A 21,782-nucleotide genomic window follows, 5' to 3' on the forward strand; every position below is an offset into this window, starting at 1 on the left:
GGGAAGACGTTGTCCGCGCAACTCACCACGACCTGGGTCCGGGTGGGCGACCAGTGGGTACGGGCCGACCGCATCGTGGCGGTCCGGCTGGAGGCCGCCGCCGGGACCGCGCTCGGCGGCCGGTGGGGCGAGGCCCCGAATCAGCGGCTTCTGGTGTGCACGACGCTGCCCGCCGAAGAGGAGAGCGGCAAGGCCGTCTGGCAGGAGGCCGCCGTGTGCGTGAGGGAGCACGGCGAGGTCATCGCCGGGACGCTGCTGGACGCCATGAACACCACCAAGACGCCGGCCGGAGTCCTGCGGTACGTGTACCCGGCCCGCTCGGCAGAGGGGTGGGTCACGCACTGGCAGGCGAGCACGACCCTGCCGCAGGGGCCCGCCCTCACCGGCGAGCCCAGAAGGCTCCCCGCCATCACCGGCACGGCCAGCACCCCGCGCAGCAAGGCGCTACGCGGCGCCTGAACAAACCCCCGGGGGCCCGGGTAACAGCAGTCCTCACGCTGCTGTTGCCCGGGCCCCACGACGTTTCCCGCGCCCGACAACGCACCCCCGCCCAGGGCCTGAGCGGGACCGCCGAGGCCCGCGGGTTATCTGGCCAGATAGACCACATCTGAGGGTCCGGCCGGAGCCCCGGGCGACTGGTGGGTGCCCGGGGCTCCGGCCGAAGGGTCAGCGTTGGTTGGGCTTGCGGGACTGCGGCTGCTGTTCGGTGCCGCCGCGGCGGAGGTGTCCGGCCTGCTCGGTGCTGCCGGGCGCGGCCTTCTTCCCTCCCCGCTTGGCACTGGTCGACTTGGCCGACGTCGACTTGGCGGTGGTCGACCGGCCCCGGGCGGCCGCCGAGGAGACGCGCTTCGTGGCGCCGGGCATCGGCCGGTTCAGGGCTTCTCCCATCTTGCGCATGGCGGGGATGTCGACCGCCCCGCCGTTCACGGGCGGGGTGCCGCCGTCTCCGCGCCGGGGACCGCGGTACTCGAAGGCCGCACCTCCCAGCCGCAACAGCGCCTCCGCGCTCGGCAGTTCCCCGCGCTCCGTGCCGCGTTCGTCGTTGCCACGCAGTCGGTCGGCTCCGGCCTGAGCCCATCCGGCAATCCTCTCGCACGCACGGAGCGAGACCCGGCGGAAGAAGTCGGCGACACGGCCGTCGCCCATCAGCCTGCCGAAGTGCTCGCCCGCCCGCTCCCTGATGACGCGGAACAGGTGCCCGACCGCGCCCCTCACGGTCTGGATGCGCTGCCACTCCGGCAGGTCCTGGAGCGCAGGGGCGTGTGCATCGGCCTCCCCCAGCGCGGTGTTCACCGCGGCCGCCCTCTGCTGCGGGTCACGGTCCTCCTGCGCCGCCTCCGGCTCGGTCGGCAACGGCGGCAATGGCACGCGCTCACGCAGCACTGCGATGGCGGCCGACGCAGCCTCGGAGGCCGGTCCCGCCTCGGGAGCGGGGTTCAGCATGGCGATTGCTTCGCTGAACAACGCCCCCAGCCGGTGCAGTTCGTCCTCCACCGAGGAGAACAGCTCGGCGCCGGTGCCCCTGTCGGCGGGCACGTGCTCGTCCCACGCCTCCTGGACAGCAGCGAAGTCGGCGACGACATCGAACGCACCGTCGTCCACCAGGTTGGGGTCCACCGGGCCCGTCCACAGCGGCAGCTCCCCCGACTGATCCGGTGACGCTTGCGCCGACTCGGCCGGGTCCTGCCCAGCCGTCGGCCTCGGGGGAAGGTTTACGTCGATGTCGGCGGTCCACGGCAAGGGCTCGCTGCCAGCCTGCCGGTCTTCGCCATCGTCACCGGTCTCGGCCGCGCTCTCCTCGGCCCCTTCCGGGGACGTCTCGGGATCGTTGCGGTGTTCGAGCCACTCGCTCCAGCTCAACGACCCCGTGTAGCGCTCGTATTCGTCCTCCAGGGCGCGCGCGGCGACGCCGTCCTCCCAGTACTCGGCGTCGAGCTGCCTCATTTCGGCCTGGATGGCTTCGTCGTCACTCGAAGGCTGCTGTCCATCCTCGGGTGATGCGGGGCGAGCGGGCGTGGCCATCTCGGGGTCCTCCGGTGCGTCGGGGCTCGGGGCAGGCTGTTCCGGCGACGCCGCATCGACGGCCCGCTCCGCGCCGGGTGTGTCGGCAGGTTCGGGCGCCGGTGCCGGAGTCTGCTGCGCGCTGTCGTCGCGGCTCGGCTCGGCCGGCACGGGGGCGGCGGCTGCGGCGGCTTGCTCCTGCGCTGCCGCACGTTCGGCCAGCATCACGTCCAGGGTGGCCTGGAGGCGTCCGTGCAGGCGCGTGGTCTCGTGCAGCAAGGACAGCAGCGGGAACGCGAGGTGCTGACGCTCGTCGAGGGCGGGGTCGACCGGCAAGGCCGCGCCCCAGGCGTTGACCGCCTGCTGCACCCCGGTGAGGTTCGCGGCCATCTGCCGCGAGCCGTGGTTCTCGATGTCGGCGGCGCCCAGCCTCCCGAGCTGGTTACTCAAGGCCTGGAACTGCGGGTTCTGCGAGTAGTTGGGGTTCGCCCGCTCGGCCGCCGCGGTGATGGTGCGCAGGTGCTGCTCGGCGGCGGAGCGCAGTTCGACGCGCAGCACGTCCGCCCGCGAGAGCGGCCCCCGGGCGTCGGCCGCGACCGGCGGTTCGCCGTAGGGCTCCCCGGTGAGCGCCGCGAACATCACCGCGCCCTGGTCCGCCGCATCCTGCGGCAAGCCGTTCAGCTCCGTGACGTCGGCGGGCATGCCGTCGACCGTCATCCGGGCGAACCAGAGCCCGGAGGCGGACGGGCGCACGGCGGCGACGGTGACCTCGCCGTACAGCAGCTCACCCTCGCTGGGGCCCTCGCCCTCCACGCTGATCAGCCGGAGCCCGTACCGGGCATCGGCTGCGAGCGGGACCGTCTCCGTGAAACTCCGGGGCTCGGGCGGGTCTTCGACGTCCACGGCCGGGGCGGCGTCCTCTGCGGGCGTCTCCGCGGGGAGGTCGTTCGCGGGCGGGACGAGGTCGACAGCCGGGGCTGCGTCCGTCACGACGGAAGTGGATTCCGGCTCGCCTGCCACTGCTTCCTCCTGCTCGGGCTGGTCTGGGTCCTCGTCCGCCGCGCGATCCGGCGCGGGAACGTCCTCCGGCGCGGCCGCCGGGTCTGGTGCGGGGGCGGCGTCGTCGGCCCCGAGGAGCGGGAGCTGTCCGTCCTCGGCGGCCGTGGCGTCCGCCGAAGGCTCCGGCTCGCCAGTCTCCGTCACCGGAGCTTCCATCCAGGCTCCGTCGCGGAAGACGTACCCGGTCTGCTGATTCGAGGCGTGGTCCCGGACCCACGGCATGATCTTGTCCGGGTCGTCGAACCGACGCAGCCGCTTGGGAGTTGGGCCCGGCGGCTGGTCGTTCAGCGAGACGGCGAATTTCGTGCGCCGGTACTCGATGGAGGGCAGGAACAGCAGGTAGCTGGTGCCCGGGAGGGTGATCTCGTAGCGGCCGTCCCACTGGCCCGTGTACGTCAGGCTCTCGCCGTCGACCAGTCCCAGGCTTCCCGCCCCGCCCTGCGATTCGGGTGCGGGCTCGGCGGTGTTCTCCGGTGTGGCCGGCGGGGCGGCGGACTGCGGGGCTGCGACCTCCTCCGGGGCCGTGGTGGGGAACAGGTCCAGTTGCTCCTCGTCCGGGGCGGCGGGCGCGCTCTGTGTCTGCGCAGGTTCCGGGAGGCCGGGGGCGGGCGCCGTCTGCGGCGGTGTACGGGTGCCTTCCGCCGCGGTGAGCGCTTCTTCGGCCTCGATGAGCAGCGGCGCGTCGGTCGGTGCGGCCGCTTGCTCCGGCTCGGGGGCGCGGACCCGCTCGCGCGCCCACTCCAGCACGCCGCCCCACTCCACGTAGCGGCTGCTCGTACCGTCCGGTGCGGTCACCTCCAGGCGGTGGCCGTCCTCGCCGGGCTGGCCCTGCTGGTAGACCAGTTCCACCTGGTAGTCGGTCCCGCCGACGGTGATGTCCCAGCGCGGTCCGTGCTCGAACGGGGCGCCGCGGCGCCGGGGGCCGTTGGGGTGATCGGTATTGATGCTCTCGCCCTCGTAGAGCGCCAGCTTGTTGGCGTCCGAGCGGTATCCGTAGAACACCCAGTCGTCGCTGTCGTTCGGGTGGGTCTGCGGCGTGCGTCCCAGGGCCGCCCGCTCGGCCAGTTCGTAGCCGGAACTCATGGAAACGCCCGTGCCCTGGGAGACGCCGTACAGGTCCCGCAGGACGAACCCGCGGTATCCGCTCGGGGTTTCGTTGGCGAGACGGTAGCGCTTGCCGGTAGGCAGGTGGACGCACGTCCACTCACCCTCTGCCGTGCGGCGCACGGTGACGTCCTGCCGTTCGTACTCGCGCGGCACGATACGGCGGCCGCCGCGCCGGGCCTCGGCGACGTCGGCCTGGCGCTGGTACTCCTTGTAGGACAGTCCGGTGGTCAACTCGACACAGCTGCCGCACTCGGCGGCCAAGTCCCCGTGGTCTTCGCTGCGGCTCCACCAGTTCCACACCATCGTGTAGCGCTGGGTGTCGGGTCTGCCGCAGCGGTCGCAGTCGCCGTTTCCCGCGTGCCCGTAGACACCCAGGCGCCCGTCATCCGGGGCGCCCTCCGCGCCCGGGTGGATGGCGGGTTCCTTCCGGCTGGTGCGTCGGCGGCCGGTGCGGCGCGCGGGCGCGGCGGGTTCCGGGGTCTCGGCGGGGAACAGGTCGAGCTGCGCCTCCTGTGCCGTCGTGGCGTTCTCGGGTGCCGCGTCGGCGGGCGCGGGGCCCGGCGTGGTGGCGTCCGGTGAGGCACTCGCGCGGTTCTGTGCGGCGCGGGGGTCCTCCGGGCCGAAGACGTTCAGGAAGGTGCTGGCGTTCTCGGCCCGGGTCTCCAGGTCGTCGCGCACCTGGACGTCGTCCTGTGCGGCCGACAGCCACAGCAAGCCGTCGTACGCGGTGGCCAGGTCCTCGGCGATGCTCGCGCCGTGGCTGCGTCCCTGGGCGAAGGCGTCCAGGGCGGCGGCCAGTTCGGCGTGCCGGGCGGCGGCCGCCGGGTCGTCGTTCAGCCCGTCCGGCAGTGGTGGGAGTCCGGTCTCCGGCCGTACCAGGTGCAGGGTGAACGAGGCGGTCATGTCCTCGTCCAGCCGGTCGGGGGCGGGCGGTCCGGACCGCAGGGCTCGCACCGCCAGTTCGGCGAGGGTCGCGTCACGGCTGCGGAAGCGCGCCAGGCGGCGGTCGGTGGTGCCGAAGACGGGTTCCGCGTTCCACAGCGGCGCGGCATCAGGGAGGACGGTCGAGTCGGCGACGTCGTTGATGTCGGCGATCCGGCCGACCATCCGGCCGTCCATCCACACGTCGGCGCTGGTCTCGGTCAGGGCCGACGGGGCGGGCACGACCCGTACGCGGGCGGCGAAGGCCTGCATGCGCTCGGGGCCGCCGAAGCGGGCCATGGCCTGTTCGTCGGTCTCCGCGCCGACGATCCGCCAGTACGGGGCCGGGCCGACCAGGTGCGCGGCCGCGGTGAGATCCGGCTCCCCGCTCTGTTCCGGAGTGCTGGTGTCCGCCGGGGCCGCGGGCTCCGCCTCGTTCCCGGCCAAGGCCTGCGCTGGGGCCTCGCTGGACGCTTGCGCTGGGGCCTCGCTGGAGGCCTCCGTCTCGGCCGGCGCGGACTCCGGGGCGCGCGCGGGGGCGTCCGGTGCCGCTTCCGGTTCGGCGGCCGTCTCCGCCCGGGGGCTGGGCTGGTAGGGCCCGGCGTACGGGTCGGTCTCGCCGATCGGCAGGATGGTGGCCCGCCACCGGGCGGTGTCGTACACCTCGAACTCGAAGCGTTCGGCCGCGTTGCGCAGCACGCGTGCAGTGCGCCGCTCCTCGGCGGTGACGCCGGGGAAGGCCTCGGCGGCAGCCCGGGCCGCATCACCGAGGGCCTGCATCTGCGCGGTGTTCATGACGTACCTGCGGTGGGATGCCACCCACTCCGGCGGCTCGATCGGGCTGCCGTCCGAGTAGGTGGCGTCGAGCACCAGAGTGCGCAGCTCCCGGACCTGAGCCGTGGTCAGCCGCACCTCACGCCCGGCGTACTCGGCAGGAATCGGGCCACGGTGTGCCGGTTCCTTGACTGCGTGCAGTTCGGAGCGCACGCTCCCGGCGGCCCGGATCGCCGGGACGCCCGCCGAGGGCGGCAGCGCCTCATGGAAGGGCATGTCGTCGGGGGCGCCGCCGCGGGCATCCTGCGCCCACCAGTAGCGGCGGCCGTCGTCGCCGATCCGGGCGCGCACCCAGCCGATGACCGCGCCGTCGGCGTCGACCACCGTTCCGTGCCCGGCCTCCGTATCCAGGTCGACCAGCCGGTTGCCGTTGCTGTAGCGCAGCTCGATGCCCTCAGCGGTCGCCGCCTGCGCGGCATCCGCGGCATTCTGGCGCTCCTTGGCCACCCGGTCGGCGTTCTCCGGCCGGGACGTGCCCTCGGGCCACTCGACCTCGCTGATCTCCCAGACCCGGGTGCCGGACTGGGTGGTGACCAGCACCAGGTCGCCGTCGTCGGTACCAACGACCGTCCCGGGACCGTCCGGCGTCTGGACGATCGTCGTGGCGACGACTTCCGGGGGGACCTCGATGTCGGCGGCCGCGTCCTCCAGCTCATCTTCCGGCGAGCCGGTGTCGATGGCCCCGGTGGGCGTGTCCGGCTCGACGGTGGCCGGCGGCGGGGCGGGCTCCGTGTCGTCCGCGCCCGGCGCGGGCTCACCGTCGACCGCCGGACCAGGGGCGGGATCGGCAGCGGAGGACGCCGTGGCAGGTTCCGCCGCCTCCGACGCAGGCGGGGCGGCAGTCTCCTGCTCGGCCTGCGGGGTGTCCTCCGCCTCCGGGGCGGGGTCGGGCCCGTTGTAGTTGTAGCCGACGCCCAGCCGCTCGAAGGCGACGCGTAGGCCGCGTACGGCCGTGTCGCGGTCCTCGAAGGGGGTGTCACGGACCTGGTACCACTTCTGCTGACGGCGCGACCACCTGAAGTCCAGGTCGTGCAGCGCGTCCCGGATGCGCTGGTCCCCTCCGCGGGGGGTGTTGCGGACCTCGGTTCCCTCCGCGTCGTGGTCGATCACGATGCGGGCCGCGGCCACATCGTCCGCTTCGATCTCCGCTTCGGACGGCAGCTCGATGACGGTGCCCGGGGCGGCGAGGATCGCCTCCAGGTCGACGGTGAACAGCGGCTCCGTCTCCCCCTGGTACAGGGTGAGGAGGTCCAGGTTCAGGTCGGTCAGGAGGTCACTCCGCTCCTGGCGGCGCTCACCGACCTGGTAGTTGACCCACTCGTTGTAGCTGATGCGGTAGGAGCCGCCGACGCGCTCGGCGACCTTGCCGATCTCGTGGATCAAGTCGGGCAGCGGGTTGTCCGGTTCGTAGGAGAACCCGAAGCCCGGCCGGTCGATGTGGGCGACGACGTCCCGGCCGGACAGCTTGTGGCGTCGCAACAGCGGCTCGTAGTACCGCAGGACCGCCGCGCAGTGGGCCATGGCCGGGGACGGGCCGGTGTGCTGCTCCGTCTCCGGTACGTCCGGTTGCGGTCCGAACCGTTCACGGGCGGCGGCGAGTTGGTCCTCACTCGGCGGGGCCAATTGCCACAGGGCAGTGTCCAGGGCCTCGAACGCCGTGCGCGCGGCCTGGTTGCGTTCGCCCTGACGGAAGTGGATCTCTGCGTCCAGGCGCCCGTACCTCCGCCGAGGCGCTGTGGCGGGCCGGTTGGCCTCTTCGTATTCGGCGGCCGCCTCGATCCAGGCGGGAAGTTCCTCCCACCGGATCGCCGTGACCGTTTCGCCACCTTGCTCGATGGTGATGCCCTCGGCGCCGGTGGACAGGCGCACGTCGCCGTTGCCGCGCAGGCTCTGCGGCAGGTCGCTGCTGGGCGAGGCGTACCAGGCGGTCGTCGGGGTCTGCTGCTGCCCGGCGATCCAGTCGCGTACTCGCTCGGTCGGCTCCGCACCGGAGGGGACCGTTTGTCCGTCCACAACGCATGCGCTGACCAGTTCCGTGACCTGCTGTTCGCTCAGCAACGCCGTGATCGTCCACCCAGCGGACTGATCAGTGCGGGCCGGTTGTGGTTGCGGGCCGCCGACGTGTGCCACCGACACGCGGCCGCCGAAGGCGTCGATCAGGTCTTGGAGCGGCGCCGTCTCCTCGGGTGCCGCTTCCGTGGGCGAGGGGGCCGGGGTCTCCTGCGGGGCGGGTGCGTTGTCCGGCAGCAGACGGGAGCCGTCGGGGACGGCGACGATCTGGCGGGGGTGGAAGCGGCGGGTCTCGCCCTCGTCGTTGCGGCCGACGTAGTAGCCGTCCCTCGGGTCGGGGCCCTCCTCCACGGTGACGGTGCGGTAGTGGAGGTGGCGGTCCTCGGCGTACTGGCGCCATCCCGCGCGGACCCGGTCGCCTGCCACCAGCGTCACCGAGCCGTCGCTGAAGGGATGGTGCCCCTCGGGTACGGCCTCGTCGCTGGCACCGGCCCACCAGTTGTCCTCAAGCTGGGGTTCGGCGGCCGGGGCGCCGGGTGCTTCGGGCGTCACCGGCTCGGGGGACGGCTCCGCCTCGGGGCCGGGTTCGGCGGGCTGGCCGGGCTGCTCGGGGTCCGGCTGATCCTGGGGTTCGGCCGGCGGGGTGTCGTCCTGCTGCACCGCGGCGGCGGCCGTGGTCGCCACGGCCGGTGCGGTCTCGCCCGGCACTGCACTGGTGGCAGCCGCGCCTTGGGCGGGCGCCTCGGCTTCGGCCGTCTCCGCGCCGGGGTCGGCGCCGGAGGTGTCGTCGGACCGGGTCTCGTTCTGCGCGAGGCCGCGGGCCCGGGCCTGGATCTCGTGCTCATCCTCGATGGACTTGCGCAGGCTGGCGATGTGCTCGCGCAGCGCTTCGAGTTCCCCGTCGACCTCCTCGGCCGCGTCCGCGTTGACGCTCGCGGCGCGTTCGGCCCGTTCGGCGAGGGCGGCCTCCTTCTCGTTTGCGACGACGAGCCTGCCCAGGGACTTCTCCTCGCGTTCCTTGGAACGCGCCTGGATGCGGTACGGGTTCTCGTCCTTGGGGCGCAGGTTGGCGGCGATCTCCTCACCGCGCTCGCGCATGGAAGCAGCCGACTTCTCCAGCTTGTCGAGGTCGTCGTCCAGGTGGTTGAGGAAGTGCTCCAACGACTGGATGGCGCCGCGCCCGTTGGACTGGGTGACGGAGGAGGCCTGCCATTGCGCCCGGTCCTCGCGCTGACCCATCGGTACGACGTGGCCCCAGGCGAAGCGCAGGCGCATCTGACGGCGGCCACTGGCCCCGTAGGCGATCTCCGCGTGGAAGTCCTGCCCGCCGAAAGTACCGACCGGGATGCGTTCGCCGGGCCGCAGCGACTGGTCTCCAGCGATGGCGGCCATCCGGGCGCCGAGCGCGTTCGCGGCCGCGTCACGGCTGCGGTAGGTGGCGTCGTCCACGGTCATGGCGAAGTCGTCGCCGGTGGTCGGGCGCCGGTTCGGGGCCGCCGCCCGCATGCCTTCCAGGGCGGTGTCCGCGCGGGTGAGGAAGTCCTCGATGTCGTTGAGCTGCTGGGAGCGGTTGTCCTGCTGGCGATCCCAGCTGCGGGCCAGACCCTGGAGCCGGGCGCGTTCGGCCGTCGCTTCGGCCAGTTGCAGGATCGCCGGGTCACCAGAGGCGAGGGCGGAGAGCATGCCCAGGTTGATGGCGTCGGCGCCGATGTCCTCGATCTCGCGCGCCGAGAAGTCCTTGCGCTGGATCTGGCCGATGAAGCGGGCCTTGCGGGCGAGGGTGGTCAGCCGGAACTCATCGAAGGTGCGCTCGGTGATGTAGTACAGGACGCGGACGTCATCGGGGGTGTTCTCGATCCACGGCGCGTTCAGGTTGCCGCGGCGCTCGATCCGGCCGTCGCGCTGGGCCATGTCCGCCGGCCGCCACGGGTACGACATGTGGTGCAGCGCGACCGCCCGGTCCTGGATGTTGGTCCCGGTTCCCATTTTCTGCGTGGACCCGATCAAGACCCGGACGCGCCCGGAGCGGCAGTCGGCGAACAGCTTCTCCTTCCGCTTGTCGGTGCTGGCCTCGTGGATGAAGCGGATGGACTCGCGCGGCATCCCCCGCTGGACCAGTTCGTCGCGCAGGTCCGCGTACAGGTCGGCGGCGTGCTTGGCGGTGCTGCCCGGGGTGCCCTCGTCCAGGAAGACCAACTGGAGGCCGCCGGGCAGGTCCTGCGGGGTCGGGTTGTCCCCGGAGACCGGGTAGACGATGTCCTTCGTCTCCTGCCAGATCTCCGTGATCTTCTCGGCCGCGTACGGGACCTTGCTGCCCATCTCCTTGCTGCCGCCGAGGATGCGCATGTCGACGGCGGCGGCGTCGGCGAGGTCGCGGACCTTCTCCATGTCCAGCACGCGCCCGCCATACGTCGGGTCCTCGCTGCTGATCTGCTCGGCGGTGATGCTCAAGCCCAGGTTGCGCAGGGCCTCGGTGGCGTCGACCAGGTCCAGGTCGACGGAGGCCCGCAGGCCCTCACCGAGGGCCTTGAGGACGCCGCCGGGCTTGCGCACCCAGGGCTTGTGCGGCAGTTCCTTGATGAACTGCCGCTGCGCCGGCGTGGGCGGGATGAGGATGGTCTCGCCGCGCTGCCCGTCCTCGGTCTCCCGCACGGGCGGGGTGGGCAGGTCCAGGTCTTCGGCCATCTGCACGTCGGCGAACGTGCGGTAGGCGCCCATCAGCTCCGGCACGTTGAAGAAGCGGCTGAAGCGGGCCTTGTACTTGTAGCCGTCGCCCTTGGGGTCGGGCTCCAGCTGGGAGACGACCTCACCGAAGGTGGCGGCCCAGTTGTCGAAGGCGTCGAGCCCCATGTCGTCCAGCAGTTGCGGGGCGAGGTAGCGCTTGAGGACGTAGGCCTCGGTCACCGAGTTGGCGATCGGGGTGCCGGTGGCCAGGGTCGCCACGCGCTCGGACGAGTTGGTCTCGCGCAGGTAGTCCAGCACCATGTGGAGCTTGGTGGCCTTCGCCGAGCCCTGGATCGCGGCGCCGGGGATCGCCGAGACGGTGCGCAGATTTTTGTACTCGTGCGCCTCGTCCAGGAACAGGTAGTCGACGCCGGTGTCTTCCAGGAAGACGCCGTTGTCGTCGCCCATGGACTCGATCTGCTGCTGGAGCTTGGCCTCCGCGTTGGCCAGGGACTCTTCGATCTGCTTGACCGTGTTGCGGTGCATCCCCGCTTCGGCGGCGACGTCCAGCTGGCTGCGCAGCGACTTCATCTCGCGGTCGAGGTAGGCCCGCATGTTCTCGGGCCGCAGCGGCACCCGGTTGAAGGCCTCGTGGGTGAGGATCACGGCGTCCCAGTCGCCGCCCGCGATCCGGCCCATGAACTTCGCCCGGGACTTCTTGTTCAGGTCGCTCGCGGTGATCGCCAGGATCTTCGAGTTGGGGTAGAGCTGCCGGAACTCGCGCGACCACTGCTTGAGCATGTGGTTGGGGACGACCAGGCACGGCTTCGTGGCCAGCCCGGTACGGCGCAGCTCCATCGCGCCGGCGGCCATGGTCGCCGTCTTGCCCGCGCCGACGACGTGCGCCAGGAGCGCCGTCGGTTCGTTGACGATCCGGCGGATCGCCGCGTTCTGGTGCTCCTTCATGGTCCAGTCGGTGATCAGACCGGGAAGGGTCAGCGCGGAGCCCGAATACTCGGGCAGCACCAGGTTGTTGAACTGCTCGTTGTAGATCTTCGCGAGGCGGGCCGCCCTGGTCTGGTCGTCCCAGACCCAGTCCTCGAAGGCCTCCGCGATGAGCTTGGCCTTCTCCTGCGCCTCGTCGGTGGCTTCCTTGTCGACGTAGGTGCGGCCTTCACGGTCGCGGTAGGTGACCTGGATGGTCGACTCGGTCTGCCGCAGCAGCGCGGTGAACAGATCCTGTGTCGGGCGGGACCCGGTGCCCCATTCGGTGCGGGCAAGGTCGCCGGTCTTGGCGCCGCGGACCTCCCACACGGTGCCGCCCGCGTGCAGCACGCTGGCGTCGGTGAAGCCGAGGCCCGCGAGGAAGTCGTTGTAGACGTCCACCGGCAGCCACGGGGCGCCGATCTTCGCCTTGATCTCGGAGGGCGCCAGGTCGGCGGGCTGAACCCGCTCCAGGGCGGAGACGTTGGCCTGGAACGTCGGGTCATCGGCGGCACGAGCCTGGGCGGCCGCGAGCTTGGTGCGGACGTTGCCGGACAGGTAGCGGTGGCGGGGCTCCCAGACGTCGCCGTTCTCCGCATCGCGCTGCTCCGGGTCGCGGTAGGCGAGCCCGGCGTCCGCGCACTGCGCGGCCGCACTCTCCTCGTCCAGGCCGAGGAGGCTGGCCACGCGGCTCATGTCCAGGCGGCCGCCGTCGTACTCCATCGCCAGGGCGATGGCGTCCTCGTGCGAGTTCGCGCGGGTCGGCAGGCGGCGCGGCTCCAAGACGCGGGTCAGGAGCACCTTCTGTTCGGTGCCCTTGCCCGTCCGGTCGTCCCACTCCTCCAGGCCGAACAGCAGCGAGGCGTCGGGGTCGTCATCGATCCAGGCGAACGCGGTGCGCTGCTTCCACGCCTCCGGGACGTCCTTCAGGCCCTGCGCCGTGGCCTGCGCGCGGGCCTCGGGCGGGGTGAACTTGTAGTGCTGGCGCGGCCTGGTCAGCGGCGGGTGGCTCTTGCGGTAGTCCCGCCAGGCGACCCGCAGTTCCGCGCGGAGCCGGGCGAGCTGCGGGGTCTCACCGGGCTCGGGGGTGTCGGCCTCCGCCTCGTACAGGGCCAGGGTCAGGCCCTTGAGGCGGATGAGCCGCACCAGCTGCTCGCGTTGGTCGGGGTGGATCTCCAGCGGGGTCGGCCGGCCGCCGTCGATGATCGTGGGGTTGCCCTCGGCGTCGAGCCCGAGGGCGCCCTCGGTGCCGCCGGTGACGATCGTCTGTACCGGTTCGGTGCGCTGGTCGGCGGCCGCCGTCAGGCCCGCGGCCCGCGCTTCCACGGAGATGGCGGCGGCCGCGGCCGCCAGGGATTCGGCCGGCGCCTGGTCGGTCCGTCCGATGACGGTGACCTCCGGGCCCCACTCCCGAGAGCCCGCGCGCAGGTCGCCGAGCACGTACTCGGGGTGCGCGTCGAAGTAGGTGTTGACCGCGAGTTCTTCATCGTGGCCGGGCAGGACCCGCTTGCGGGCGGTCAGCCATGTCTTGTCGCCCGGCTCCTCGCCGGGCATGCGGCGCCGCAGGAACAGCACGTCGGTGACGACGTCGGTCCCGGCCGCCGCCGCGTGCGCCCGGGCCGGCAGGCGGGCCGCGCCGACCAGGTCGCCGAGCTGGTACATGCGCTCGCGCGCGTCCGGACTCTCCGCGTCCAGGGTGTACCGGGAGGTGATGAGTGCGACGACGCCGCCCGGGCGGGTGGCGTACAGGGACTTCAGCACGAAGTGGTCATGGATCGACAGCTTCAGGTCGGAGTTGTGGACCTTGTCGAACCGCTTGTACCGGCCGAAGGGCACGTTGCCGACCACACCGTCGAATCCGCCGTCGGCGAGCGGGATCTCTTCGAGGCCGCTGGTGATGATCTCGGCATCCGGGTACAGGTGGCGGGCAATCGCCGCGGTGGTCGGCTCGACCTCCACGCCGGTCATCCGCACCGGCTCGCGGGTCAGGATCGGGGCGAAGCCGATGAAGTTGCCGCTGCCGGAGCCGGGTTCGAGGACGCGGCCGCCGGTGAAGCCGAGCCCGCGAACCGCCCCCCAGATCGAGCGGACCAGATCGGCGTCGGTGTAGTGCGCGTTGATGGTGTTGCGGCGAGCCGCCGCCCACTCGTCCTCGGAGAGAAGTTCCCGGATCTGCTCGCGCAGGTCGCTGACGGCTTCCCAGCGTTCCTCCGCCCGCACCCGTTCGGCGGCGGAGTCGAACGCGGCGCCCGTCGGCCGCGGGTTGAAGATGACGGGCAGGGCGCCCCAGCCGGACCAGCGCGCCAGGACGCGCTGTTCCTCTTCCCCGGCCGGACGCTGCTCGCGTTCCAGGACACGCAGCGTCTCCAGGGCCGCGAGGTTGGCGCGGGCCCGCTGCGCCTGCCCCGCAGGGGCGAGATCCCGCTGACTGTCCGGCCGGAAGCGGGGCGGCGGGGCTACATCTCCCGGTGCTCCGTCCCCGGCTCCTTCTCCAGCCAGATCTCCTCCGCGTACACCAGCTCCTGAGCCTTCGACCGCGTCGCCCGCCGGGCCGCCGCCCGCTGCTCCACCGGGAGCCTCTGGAGGAGTTCCGTCGCCAACTGCCCGATCTTCTCCGTCACCCGCAGGTCCAGCTCCTGGAAGTGCGCCTCCTGCTGCGCCAGGCTCCCCAGCGCCTCCAGGGCCTGCGGCCGGTACGTCTCCCAGTACTCCCGGGCCGTCTGCCCGTGCCTGCTGAGCTGCGTCACTGCGGTTCTCCTCACCCTCGCGGAGCGACGGCTCCGCTCCCCCGGTACTCATGAGCGTTCTCCCCCGTGGTGCTGGTAGGGCACAGGCCTTCGACCCGGCCCGGCACGCCGTCACCACGGACGGGACCGGGGGTTCTCCCCGGTCTCGACCGGATGCTCAAAAGCGGCCGGACATGATCCATCCTCTTTGACCCTACGACTCACCAACAGCGGATTTCCCCTGCCGCACCGGCGGCCGCCTCACGACGCCCCGCGTCACGGCCGCAGCAGTACGCGCGCCAATTATCTGGCTACATTTCCTCCATGGCGATGGTGAGGATGAAATTCCACGTGGCGGTGACCGAGGAGGCCCTGAAGGGACTCAACGCATACCGCAAGGCCGAGCGGGACCGCGAGGAGACGTGGATCGCCGAACGCCGGCGGGAGCTACTCGTCCCCGGCATGCCCCGCCGCGCGGCCGCCGCCGTCCGCCGTGACATCCGGGCTCAGGTCACCCGGATGCGGCGCTCCGGTGAGTTCGGCGGCACCCGGGACGACATCGTGACCCGGGCCGTCCGTGAGGAACTGCGTGCCCGAGGCCTGGACCGCAAGTGGCCCAAGCCCCCAGAAGGCGAGATCGAAGCACCGGGCCGCCCATGGGGCACCCCGCCGAGCGCACCCATGGGCGAGGGCGGATACACCGACCGCGTGTCCATCAATCTGCCCCACAACCTTGGCGACACCGTCCGCCGCGCCGCGTACTGGACCAGCAAGGCCGCCGTCGAAGCACTCCAGGACTGGGCCGACCGCTGGGGCGACGGAGTCGACGTTGCACTTCGAGAGGCCGAACGCGACGGCATCCCCGCCGAACTCGCCCTCATGACCGCCACCGGAAGTCTCTCCGCACCGCAATCCGCGCTGGAGATCCGTGACCAGCTTCGGGCACAGATCCTCACCACGGGCGACTTGATACGAGCCTCCATCGACCGGGTAACGAGTACGGGCCAGCCTGAACTCCCTGACGGGGCCCAAGAGTAGAAACAATTGTTTCTAGTTCGTTCGATTTTCCTCGAACGGCCGCCTCCGTTCCCGTCATGCCACGATGCGCATCGTCACCGCAAACATCTGGCAAGCTGTGCGGCGATCCGAGTAGCCGCATCGTGCGGTGAAATCAACGGAAGGCCTCGGAATGAGCACATCCACATCCCTGCCATCGGCCATCGACACGGTCGCCCGTGTCACCAGAACGGCGAAAGTGATCGTCGTCATCCAGCAGAAGGGTGGCGCGGGCAAGTCCACCATTGCCATCAACACGGCCGCATGCGCGGGGCGGTCAGCGGTGATGTCCAACGCAGACGAGTCCGTAGGCGCCCCCGTCGTCGCGGCCGGCATCGACGTCCAGGGAACTCTGGAGAAGTGGTGTGCAGGCGTGCGCGAGGAGGCCCTCCCGTTCGACTACGTCGTCACCAACAGCAAGCTGGGCATCCTGCCCAGCATCATCAACGACCCCGACCGGCGTCGGATCATCGTTGACACCCCGGGCTTCCTGGACGTCGACCCCGACGCCGAATGGGGGGCCGATCCGCTCGGCGAGAGCCGGACAGCCGACGCGCTGCGCGAGGTGCTGGAGGTAGCCGACTTGGCGATCGTCCCGATCACCCCGTCACGGATCACCTGGGACGAGTGCGAGTACACGATCGAGCGTGTACTCAAGCCGCGAGGCATCCCCTTCCTGGTCGTGATCAACATGCACGACCCCGGCAAGGACAAGTCCGAGAAGCAGCTGGACAAGGTCAAGGCGTGGATTGACGAGCGGAACTACCCGCGGGTCGCGGACCCGATCCGCCGATACACCATCCACGAGCATGCCTACGAAAACGGCACTCTGGTGACCGAGTACAAGATGTCCGGCACGGCTCTCAACGCGCGAGAAGACTTCATGCGCGTGGCCCTGACGATGGAGCAGATGCTCTGATGGGTAAGGCGATCAATGTAGGCGGGGCTCCGGTGGCCCCCGGCCGTCCGGACAACGCGATCGAGCTGGCGCGCTCACTTGGCGACTCCGCGAAGCTCCCCACGAAGCAGCTGACCGATACTCCGGCGCTCATCGCGCAGGAGCAGGACATGCTGGTCAAGTGCGAGAGCGCGATCGAGAACTTGCGCTTCGCCTTCTGGGCAGCTGGTAAGGCACTCCAGATCGTGCGGGACGCTCGCCTGTACCGGGCGCAGTTCGAGACCTTCGAGGAGTACACGCAAGCCAGGTGGGACATCACGCCCCAGTACGCGGGCAAACTGATCCGCACCTGGCGTGTGGCCGAAGCACTGTTCCAGGCCAGGCCAGGAGGCGGTTTGGAAACAATTGTTTCCACGAAACTCGGGTACGGGCATGCGTGGGCGTTGGTGCCACTGGTCGAGGAGCACAGCGTGCAGGCGGCTGTCTACCTGTACCTGGGGCTCGTGAAGGTCAAGGGCGCGGGCGTTACTGCGGCGCTCGTCCAAGGCGCTGTAGACGCGCTGCCGCGGGAGGCAGCCGGACACAAAGGGAAGACCGAGGAAGCGGTACTTGCCTACCTCGCCTCTCTGGAGAACGAGACTCATTCGGCTCCGGAGGCCAACCCCGCGAAGGCCGTGCGGGCACTGGCGAAGGCCGCGAAGACCTTCGACGTCGGCACCGTGCAAGCTGCGCTGGAACACGACCCGAAACGCGCCCGCACCGCGGTGAAGTCTCTGATCGAGGCCTTGTCTTCGGTCAGCGGCGTGAAGGTCACGTTCTTGGAGGGCGACACCGAGGACCCCGAACTTGAAGCCGAGGCCGGGGACGTGAACGAGGGCACCGAAAGCGAAGTCGTAGCGGAGTCGGCGGCGTAGAGCGGCCAGAACGCAAAGAAGCGGGCCCCGTCCGAGGACGGGGCCCGCTTCGTATTTAGTCCGGGGCGGTCAGGCGACGAGGGCGACGAGCAGTGCAGCCCCCAGAGCGATGAGGGATGCGCCGGTGATGATCCCGGCGAGGCGCAAGCCCGCGTACTTGCGGCGGGCGATCCGCGAGAGGTGGATGACGTGCGCCACGCGGTCGTGCGGGGTCTGAAGATCCTTCACCAGGTCCTCGGGCGTACACAGCGACCAGTAGAGGAAGCTGCCGCGCGCGACGCCCGACATACGCGGGTGAACAACGAGGAGCACAACGAGCATGGCGGCGATGAGGCCGACGGCGCCGGCGCCGACGAGCATGCCGACGACGGGCGGTAAGTCGTGGCCCGGCACTGCCGCAACGAGCGCGGCGAGCGGCAAGGAGAAGCTGGTGAGCAGGACACCGGACTTGGCATCCGTACGGGAGATCTCGGCGAGGACGGTGGTGTTGGCCGCGTCCAGGCGGGCGTCGAGGTTGCCGGGGTCGGTCACAGGTTTCCTTCCATGTTGGTGGCCCAGGTCAGGGCTCGGGGTCAGACGTTTGCGGTGACGACGCGCATCGCGGCATGACGGAACGGAGGCGGCCGTTCGAGAGGAATCGAACGAACTAGAAACAATTGTTTCTACTCTTGGGCCCCATCGGGGATTTCGGGCTGGCTCGCCCCCCGTGACCGAACGGCCACAATGCCCAGGCGCGCGGACCTGCTTCTTCAGGCGTCCGTAGCGACGTCGAACAGGCCGATCTGCATCTCCGCGAGTTCCTGGAAGCGCTGTTCGTCGGTTCGGGCCCGCTCGGCGGCCAGCGCGTCTCGCCAGCAGGGCCAGCACCAGGGACGCAGGTCTTCAACCGGCGCGGCCGCGTTCTGCACGTCGGTGGCGTGCGGGGTCTTCGGGGCGGCCAGCAGGGGCTTGTTCTTGCCGCTACTGGTGGCGTTGCACCGTTCCCCGTCGCCGGTGTGCTGCTTACCGCAGGCGCCGCGGCAGGCGCAGTGCCCTCCGTGCGTTTCGAGGACGGCGGTCAGGACGGTACCGGGTCGCTTCACGGTCGTTCCTCTCGCTGGTCGAATCGGTTGTCGGTGCGGGCGACGACGCCGCGGGTGTGGGTGGTGACCTCGGTGTTGTTCTGGATGACCGTGCCCTCGTAGCGCTGGTAGATCACGGGCGGAGCGGCCGCCACGACCTCCTTGGCTCCCTTGAAGACCCGGGAGAGGGCGCCGAGCAACGCGACGGGCGCGACGCACACGATGCCGACGACGACCGGGTTGACCTGGCCGACAGTCCACATCACGAGGGAGATGCCGCCGGAGATGGGCACGGAGGCGAGACCGGCAGCGAGCATGATGCCGCTGATGTCGGTGGCGCGCTGGCTCATGGGGGCCCGGCCGGGCTGCTGGACGGGCAGGGCATAGCCGATGGTCGGCACGGGCGTCACGTCCTTGTAGGAGGTGGCGACGGGGGCGTTGTCGCTGTAGATCTCGGCGATCAGGCGGGCGGATTCGGCTGTCTGCTGGGCCTCACTGAGGGCGCGGCCGGCGGGGTGGTCGGGGTGGTTCACTGGGGTGGCTCCTTCGACGCGTTGGGGGAGTGGGCGGGGGACCGGCCGTTCGTGACGGAGTAGCCGGTCCCCGGCCGTGTCGGGGTCAGGGCAGGCGGTAGACGCCCTTGCCGAGCGGGACGAGCAGGTTCTCGTTGGCGAGCGCGCTGACCTCGTTGTTGACGCTGCGGGTGGCGGGTCCGCCTTCGGTGCCGCAGCCGACGGCGGTGCGGATGTCCCTGATGGCCAGGCCTTCGGGGTGGCCCTGAAGGGCGGTGAGAATCCGCTCGCGGATCGTGGGGGCCTTCGCCTTGGCGGCCGCCATGGGCGACGGGGCTTCGGGGAGGTCCCCGTCATCCTGCTGCTTCGCCTTGTTGTCGGCCTCCAGGAGGCCCGTGATGCGCTCCAGTTCGCTGTTGAGGGCGTTCATGTCGACCCGACCCCGGGAGGGCCGTGACGGGCCGCCTGCGGCCTTTCCCGCCTCCTTGGCGGCCTCGGTGCCCCGACGGGCGTAGGCAGCGCCAGCGGCGCGGGCTTCGTCCGGGGTGAGGGTGGGCATCGGGCGGCCGTCCATGAGCTTTTCGAGCTGGGGGTACAGGCCGTTGACCTTCTCCAGGACGAAGGTCCGGAAGAGGATCGCCTTGCCCTCGGTGATCAGCCAGCCCATGCCGGGGGTCGGCACACCCTCAGTCGCGGCAGTGCCCTCGAACAGCTCCTTGGCACCCGCGCCTTCGTAGATCCGCTCCGGGATCGGGGAGATGTGCGCGCCGATCGGGGCGATGCCGTCGAGGCCCATGCCCTGGGTGGACGAGGAGGCGGTGCGCAGCAGGAAGACGTGGCCTTCCTTGCCCTTCTCCCGGATCTCGTGATTGTCGCCGAGTTCCTTGAGGTGGAGGGACTGGACCGCGAGGTCGACGCCGATGCCGACCTTCTGACCGGTCTTCTGAAGGTCGCCGATCATCCAGGCCGCTTCCTTGCGGACGTCCTGGTCCAGCGAGGACAGCAGGCGGTTGATCTCGTCGCCGGTCCACTGGATCAGGCGCCACTGGCCGTGGAAGTCGAAGTCACCGCGACCGCGGCTGTGGGCCTCTCGGTACTCCTTGACCGCGTGCAGCGCGCGGAGCTGCTGCATCGTCTCGTCGGGTCCCTTGGCCATCCAGTCGATGCGGCCTTCCATCTCCGGCATCGACATGCCGCCTTGAACGTCGGCCATCCAGGAGATGACGCCCGAGATGCGCTGTGCGGCGCCGAGCAGGCGCATCAGTCCGGACTTGCCCGCGCCGGTGGTCCCGGCGGTGATGCCGTGCTGAGCCCTTCCCGTGTCGAAGTTGAACAACTGGATGCGGGCGACCGTGCCGTCGTGCGCCACACCGATGGAGATGCGGCCTCGCTCGTCCATCGTCAGGTCTTCCACCGTGGGGGCCCGGACGTGGAGGAGGGGGTTGGCCCGGTAGATGTAGACGACCGCTTCGCGCGGGCCCGCGCCCTCCATGACGAGGCGGGAGATGTCGTCGATCCCGAGGGCGCTGCACAGAGCCTCGTGGTTGACCCGCAGCGTCTTGCCGCGCGGGGCGGCGATCCGCAGGCGGATCTGCTCCTCGCCGATGCTGTACGCGACGAGGTCGACGCCGGGGGCGGCGCCGCCGGTGCAGTTGACGTGCTCGGCCCACAGCCGCTCCAGGGCGGCGCCCGGGTCTTCGTCAGCTTCGTTCTCCCGCGCTTGCGCTGCGAGCTGGGCCTCGGCGAGGCGCCGGGCCTCGGCGAGGCGGGGCGCGACCTGGATTGCCAGGCGGCCGGGGCCGTAACCGGGGATGTCCTTGGTGTCGACCGCGTCCACGGGTACGTCGAAGACGGCGGCGATGGCCCGCTTGTCCAGCGTCCCGGGGACAAGTTGGCCGGCGGGGGCGAGGGCGACGGCCTCGAAGTCGGGTTCGTCGTGGGCGTACTGCCGGATGCCTTCCAGTGTGGTGTCGCCGGTGGACCGCGCCCGGTTCCACAGCAGCCGGATGTGGTCCTCGAAGGTGACCGGCTCCGCCTCACCCTCCACGACCTCGGGCTCCACCAGGACGGGGAGCCTGTCGGCGGCGCGGGCCAGTCCCCTGGAGCGGGTCAGGGGCGCCATGGGGATCATCACGACGGTCCAGGCGGCAGCGCCCAGCATCGGCCAGCCGTTGGGGTAGTCGAGGACCGGGACGAGCAGGCCCGCCGTGTAGGCGCTTGTCCATCCGAGCACGGGCAGGGCCCGCAGGGACGAGGTGAGCCGTCGCGTCCAGTCGTCGGTGTCGCTACGGATCCACAGTCCGACGCTGGTGAGGGCGCCGGTGGCCAGGGCCGCGGCGTGTGCCCACCACGGAATGTCCATCTGCGGGCCGACGGCGGCCCAGGTGCCGGCGGCCCCGTACGCGAGCCGTTCGGCCAGGGCCAGACGGCGGGCGGTCTTGCGTGTCAGCCCCCGCTCACCGGCGGCGGCGTCGGCCTTCACGACGTCGGTCGTCATCGTCATATCCCCTCCGGGAGGAAAGAGGGGAGGGGCCCCGGCGGATTTCGCCGGGGCCCCTCCCGCGGAGGCTTTTCGCTCGGCCGCTTTCGCGGCCGGGCGGCTATTCGGTTACTTGACCTCGTTGAATCCGGGCTTGGGCTGCTTCACGCCCATGGACTGCGTGACCTCGTAGATCCCGCCGTACTCGCCCTCGTGCGCGTCCTTGAAGCCCTGCGCGTCCATCTGCATCTGGTCGGCGGCATTCACCAAGTCGCCCGAGGCGTCGGCGACTTCCCGCAGCGAGGTGGAGCCGTCCATGATGAGGGCGGTGTATCGCGGCTCGACTTCCGCCGCGTCGCACATCTCCGACATGTTGCTTGCCTTGTCGGCGTTGCGGCGAAAGAGCGTCTGGAGCCACCAGATCTTCTCTTTGAGCAGCAGGGCCCGCGACGCGAGCAGGGTGACGGCGGCCCCGAGGCTGAGGAACCCCAGGTCGCCGTCGGGAACCGCGGGGAGCGTGTCCCTGCGGGGAACGATCTCTCCGGACACTGAGTGG

At 71.0% G+C, this 21,782-nt stretch carries 12 protein-coding genes; 4 read left to right on the forward strand and 8 right to left on the reverse strand.

Annotated elements, in window-relative coordinates; all coding sequences use genetic code 11:
* The first annotated feature begins 9 nt into the window (after positions 1 to 9).
* A complete protein-coding gene (locus AC4OXY_RS46950; RefSeq protein ID WP_491994983.1) occupies positions 10 to 459 on the forward strand; it encodes a hypothetical protein in 450 nt (149 codons plus the stop codon).
* A 207-nt stretch (positions 460 to 666) separates the two neighbouring features.
* On the opposite strand, the gene AC4OXY_RS46955 is transcribed toward AC4OXY_RS46950, so the two are convergent.
* Together AC4OXY_RS46955 and AC4OXY_RS46960 are read right to left on the reverse strand one after the other, a co-directional pair.
* The gene (locus AC4OXY_RS46955; RefSeq protein ID WP_491994984.1) at positions 667 to 13,800 is read right to left on the reverse strand and encodes a helicase-like domain-containing protein; all 13,134 of its coding nucleotides are present in this window, start codon (positions 13,798 to 13,800) and stop codon (positions 667 to 669) included.
* Positions 13,801 to 14,036: 236 nt separating this feature from the next.
* On the reverse strand, positions 14,037 to 14,327 hold the full coding sequence (locus AC4OXY_RS46960) for a hypothetical protein (RefSeq protein WP_491994985.1): 291 nt from the start codon (positions 14,325 to 14,327) through the stop codon (positions 14,037 to 14,039).
* A 303-nt stretch (positions 14,328 to 14,630) separates the two neighbouring features.
* Between AC4OXY_RS46960 and AC4OXY_RS46965 the strand changes: the two genes are divergently transcribed.
* Positions 14,631 to 15,344 carry a hypothetical protein gene (locus AC4OXY_RS46965; protein WP_491994986.1) on the forward strand — a complete coding sequence of 238 codons (714 nt, stop codon included), beginning with the start codon at positions 14,631 to 14,633 and terminating at the stop codon, positions 15,342 to 15,344.
* A gap of 54 nt (positions 15,345 to 15,398) precedes the next feature.
* Here the strand turns inward: AC4OXY_RS46965 and AC4OXY_RS46970 are convergent, their stop codons facing one another.
* Positions 15,399 to 15,656: a hypothetical protein gene (locus AC4OXY_RS46970; RefSeq protein ID WP_491994987.1), complete on the reverse strand. Its 258-nt coding sequence runs from the start codon at positions 15,654 to 15,656 to the stop codon at positions 15,399 to 15,401.
* Between AC4OXY_RS46970 and AC4OXY_RS46975 the strand changes: the two genes are divergently transcribed.
* A complete protein-coding gene (locus AC4OXY_RS46975) occupies positions 15,649 to 16,281 on the forward strand; it encodes a P-loop NTPase family protein (RefSeq protein WP_491994988.1) in 633 nt (210 codons plus the stop codon). The two genes, AC4OXY_RS46970 and AC4OXY_RS46975, sit on opposite strands and share 8 nt — an antisense overlap.
* On the forward strand, positions 16,281 to 17,174 hold the full coding sequence (locus AC4OXY_RS46980; RefSeq protein WP_491994989.1) for a hypothetical protein: 894 nt from the start codon (positions 16,281 to 16,283) through the stop codon (positions 17,172 to 17,174). Before AC4OXY_RS46975 ends, AC4OXY_RS46980 begins: the two co-directional genes overlap by 1 nt.
* A 69-nt stretch (positions 17,175 to 17,243) precedes the next feature.
* Here AC4OXY_RS46980 and AC4OXY_RS46985 read toward each other — a convergent pair whose 3' ends face one another.
* The 5 genes from AC4OXY_RS46985 to AC4OXY_RS47005 form a co-directional block, all read right to left on the reverse strand.
* Positions 17,244 to 17,705, reverse strand: a complete 462-nt coding sequence (locus AC4OXY_RS46985) for a Pycsar system effector family protein (protein WP_491994990.1) — start codon at positions 17,703 to 17,705, stop codon at positions 17,244 to 17,246.
* Positions 17,706 to 17,923: 218 nt separating this feature from the next.
* Complete coding sequence (locus AC4OXY_RS46990; RefSeq protein WP_491994991.1) at positions 17,924 to 18,256, reverse strand: hypothetical protein; 333 nt, start codon at positions 18,254 to 18,256, stop codon at positions 17,924 to 17,926.
* On the reverse strand, positions 18,253 to 18,768 hold the full coding sequence (locus AC4OXY_RS46995; RefSeq protein WP_491994992.1) for a hypothetical protein: 516 nt from the start codon (positions 18,766 to 18,768) through the stop codon (positions 18,253 to 18,255). The genes AC4OXY_RS46990 and AC4OXY_RS46995 overlap by 4 nt, the downstream gene beginning before the upstream one ends.
* Positions 18,769 to 18,853: 85 nt before the next feature.
* Positions 18,854 to 21,244 (reverse strand): hypothetical protein, encoded by a 2,391-nt coding sequence (locus AC4OXY_RS47000; protein WP_491994993.1) that lies wholly within the window; start codon positions 21,242 to 21,244, stop codon positions 18,854 to 18,856.
* Between the two features lie 111 nt (positions 21,245 to 21,355).
* On the reverse strand, positions 21,356 to 21,775 hold the full coding sequence (locus AC4OXY_RS47005) for a conjugal transfer protein TraB (protein ID WP_491994994.1): 420 nt from the start codon (positions 21,773 to 21,775) through the stop codon (positions 21,356 to 21,358).
* Positions 21,776 to 21,782: the final 7 nt, after the last annotated feature.

This window comes from Streptomyces sp. HUAS MG56, assembly GCF_058673395.1.

What these genes read in the sequence shown, in the direction of transcription:
- AC4OXY_RS47000 (WP_491994993.1), bottom strand. Translation starts at nt 21,244, where the DNA reads ATGACGACCGACGTCGTGAAGGCCGACGCCGCCGCCGGTGAGCGGGGG.
- AC4OXY_RS46965 (WP_491994986.1), top strand. Translation starts at nt 14,631, where the DNA reads ATGGCGATGGTGAGGATGAAATTCCACGTGGCGGTGACCGAGGAGGCC.
- AC4OXY_RS46975 (WP_491994988.1), top strand. Translation starts at nt 15,649, where the DNA reads ATGTCCAACGCAGACGAGTCCGTAGGCGCCCCCGTCGTCGCGGCCGGC.
- AC4OXY_RS46980 (WP_491994989.1), top strand. Translation starts at nt 16,281, where the DNA reads ATGGGTAAGGCGATCAATGTAGGCGGGGCTCCGGTGGCCCCCGGCCGT.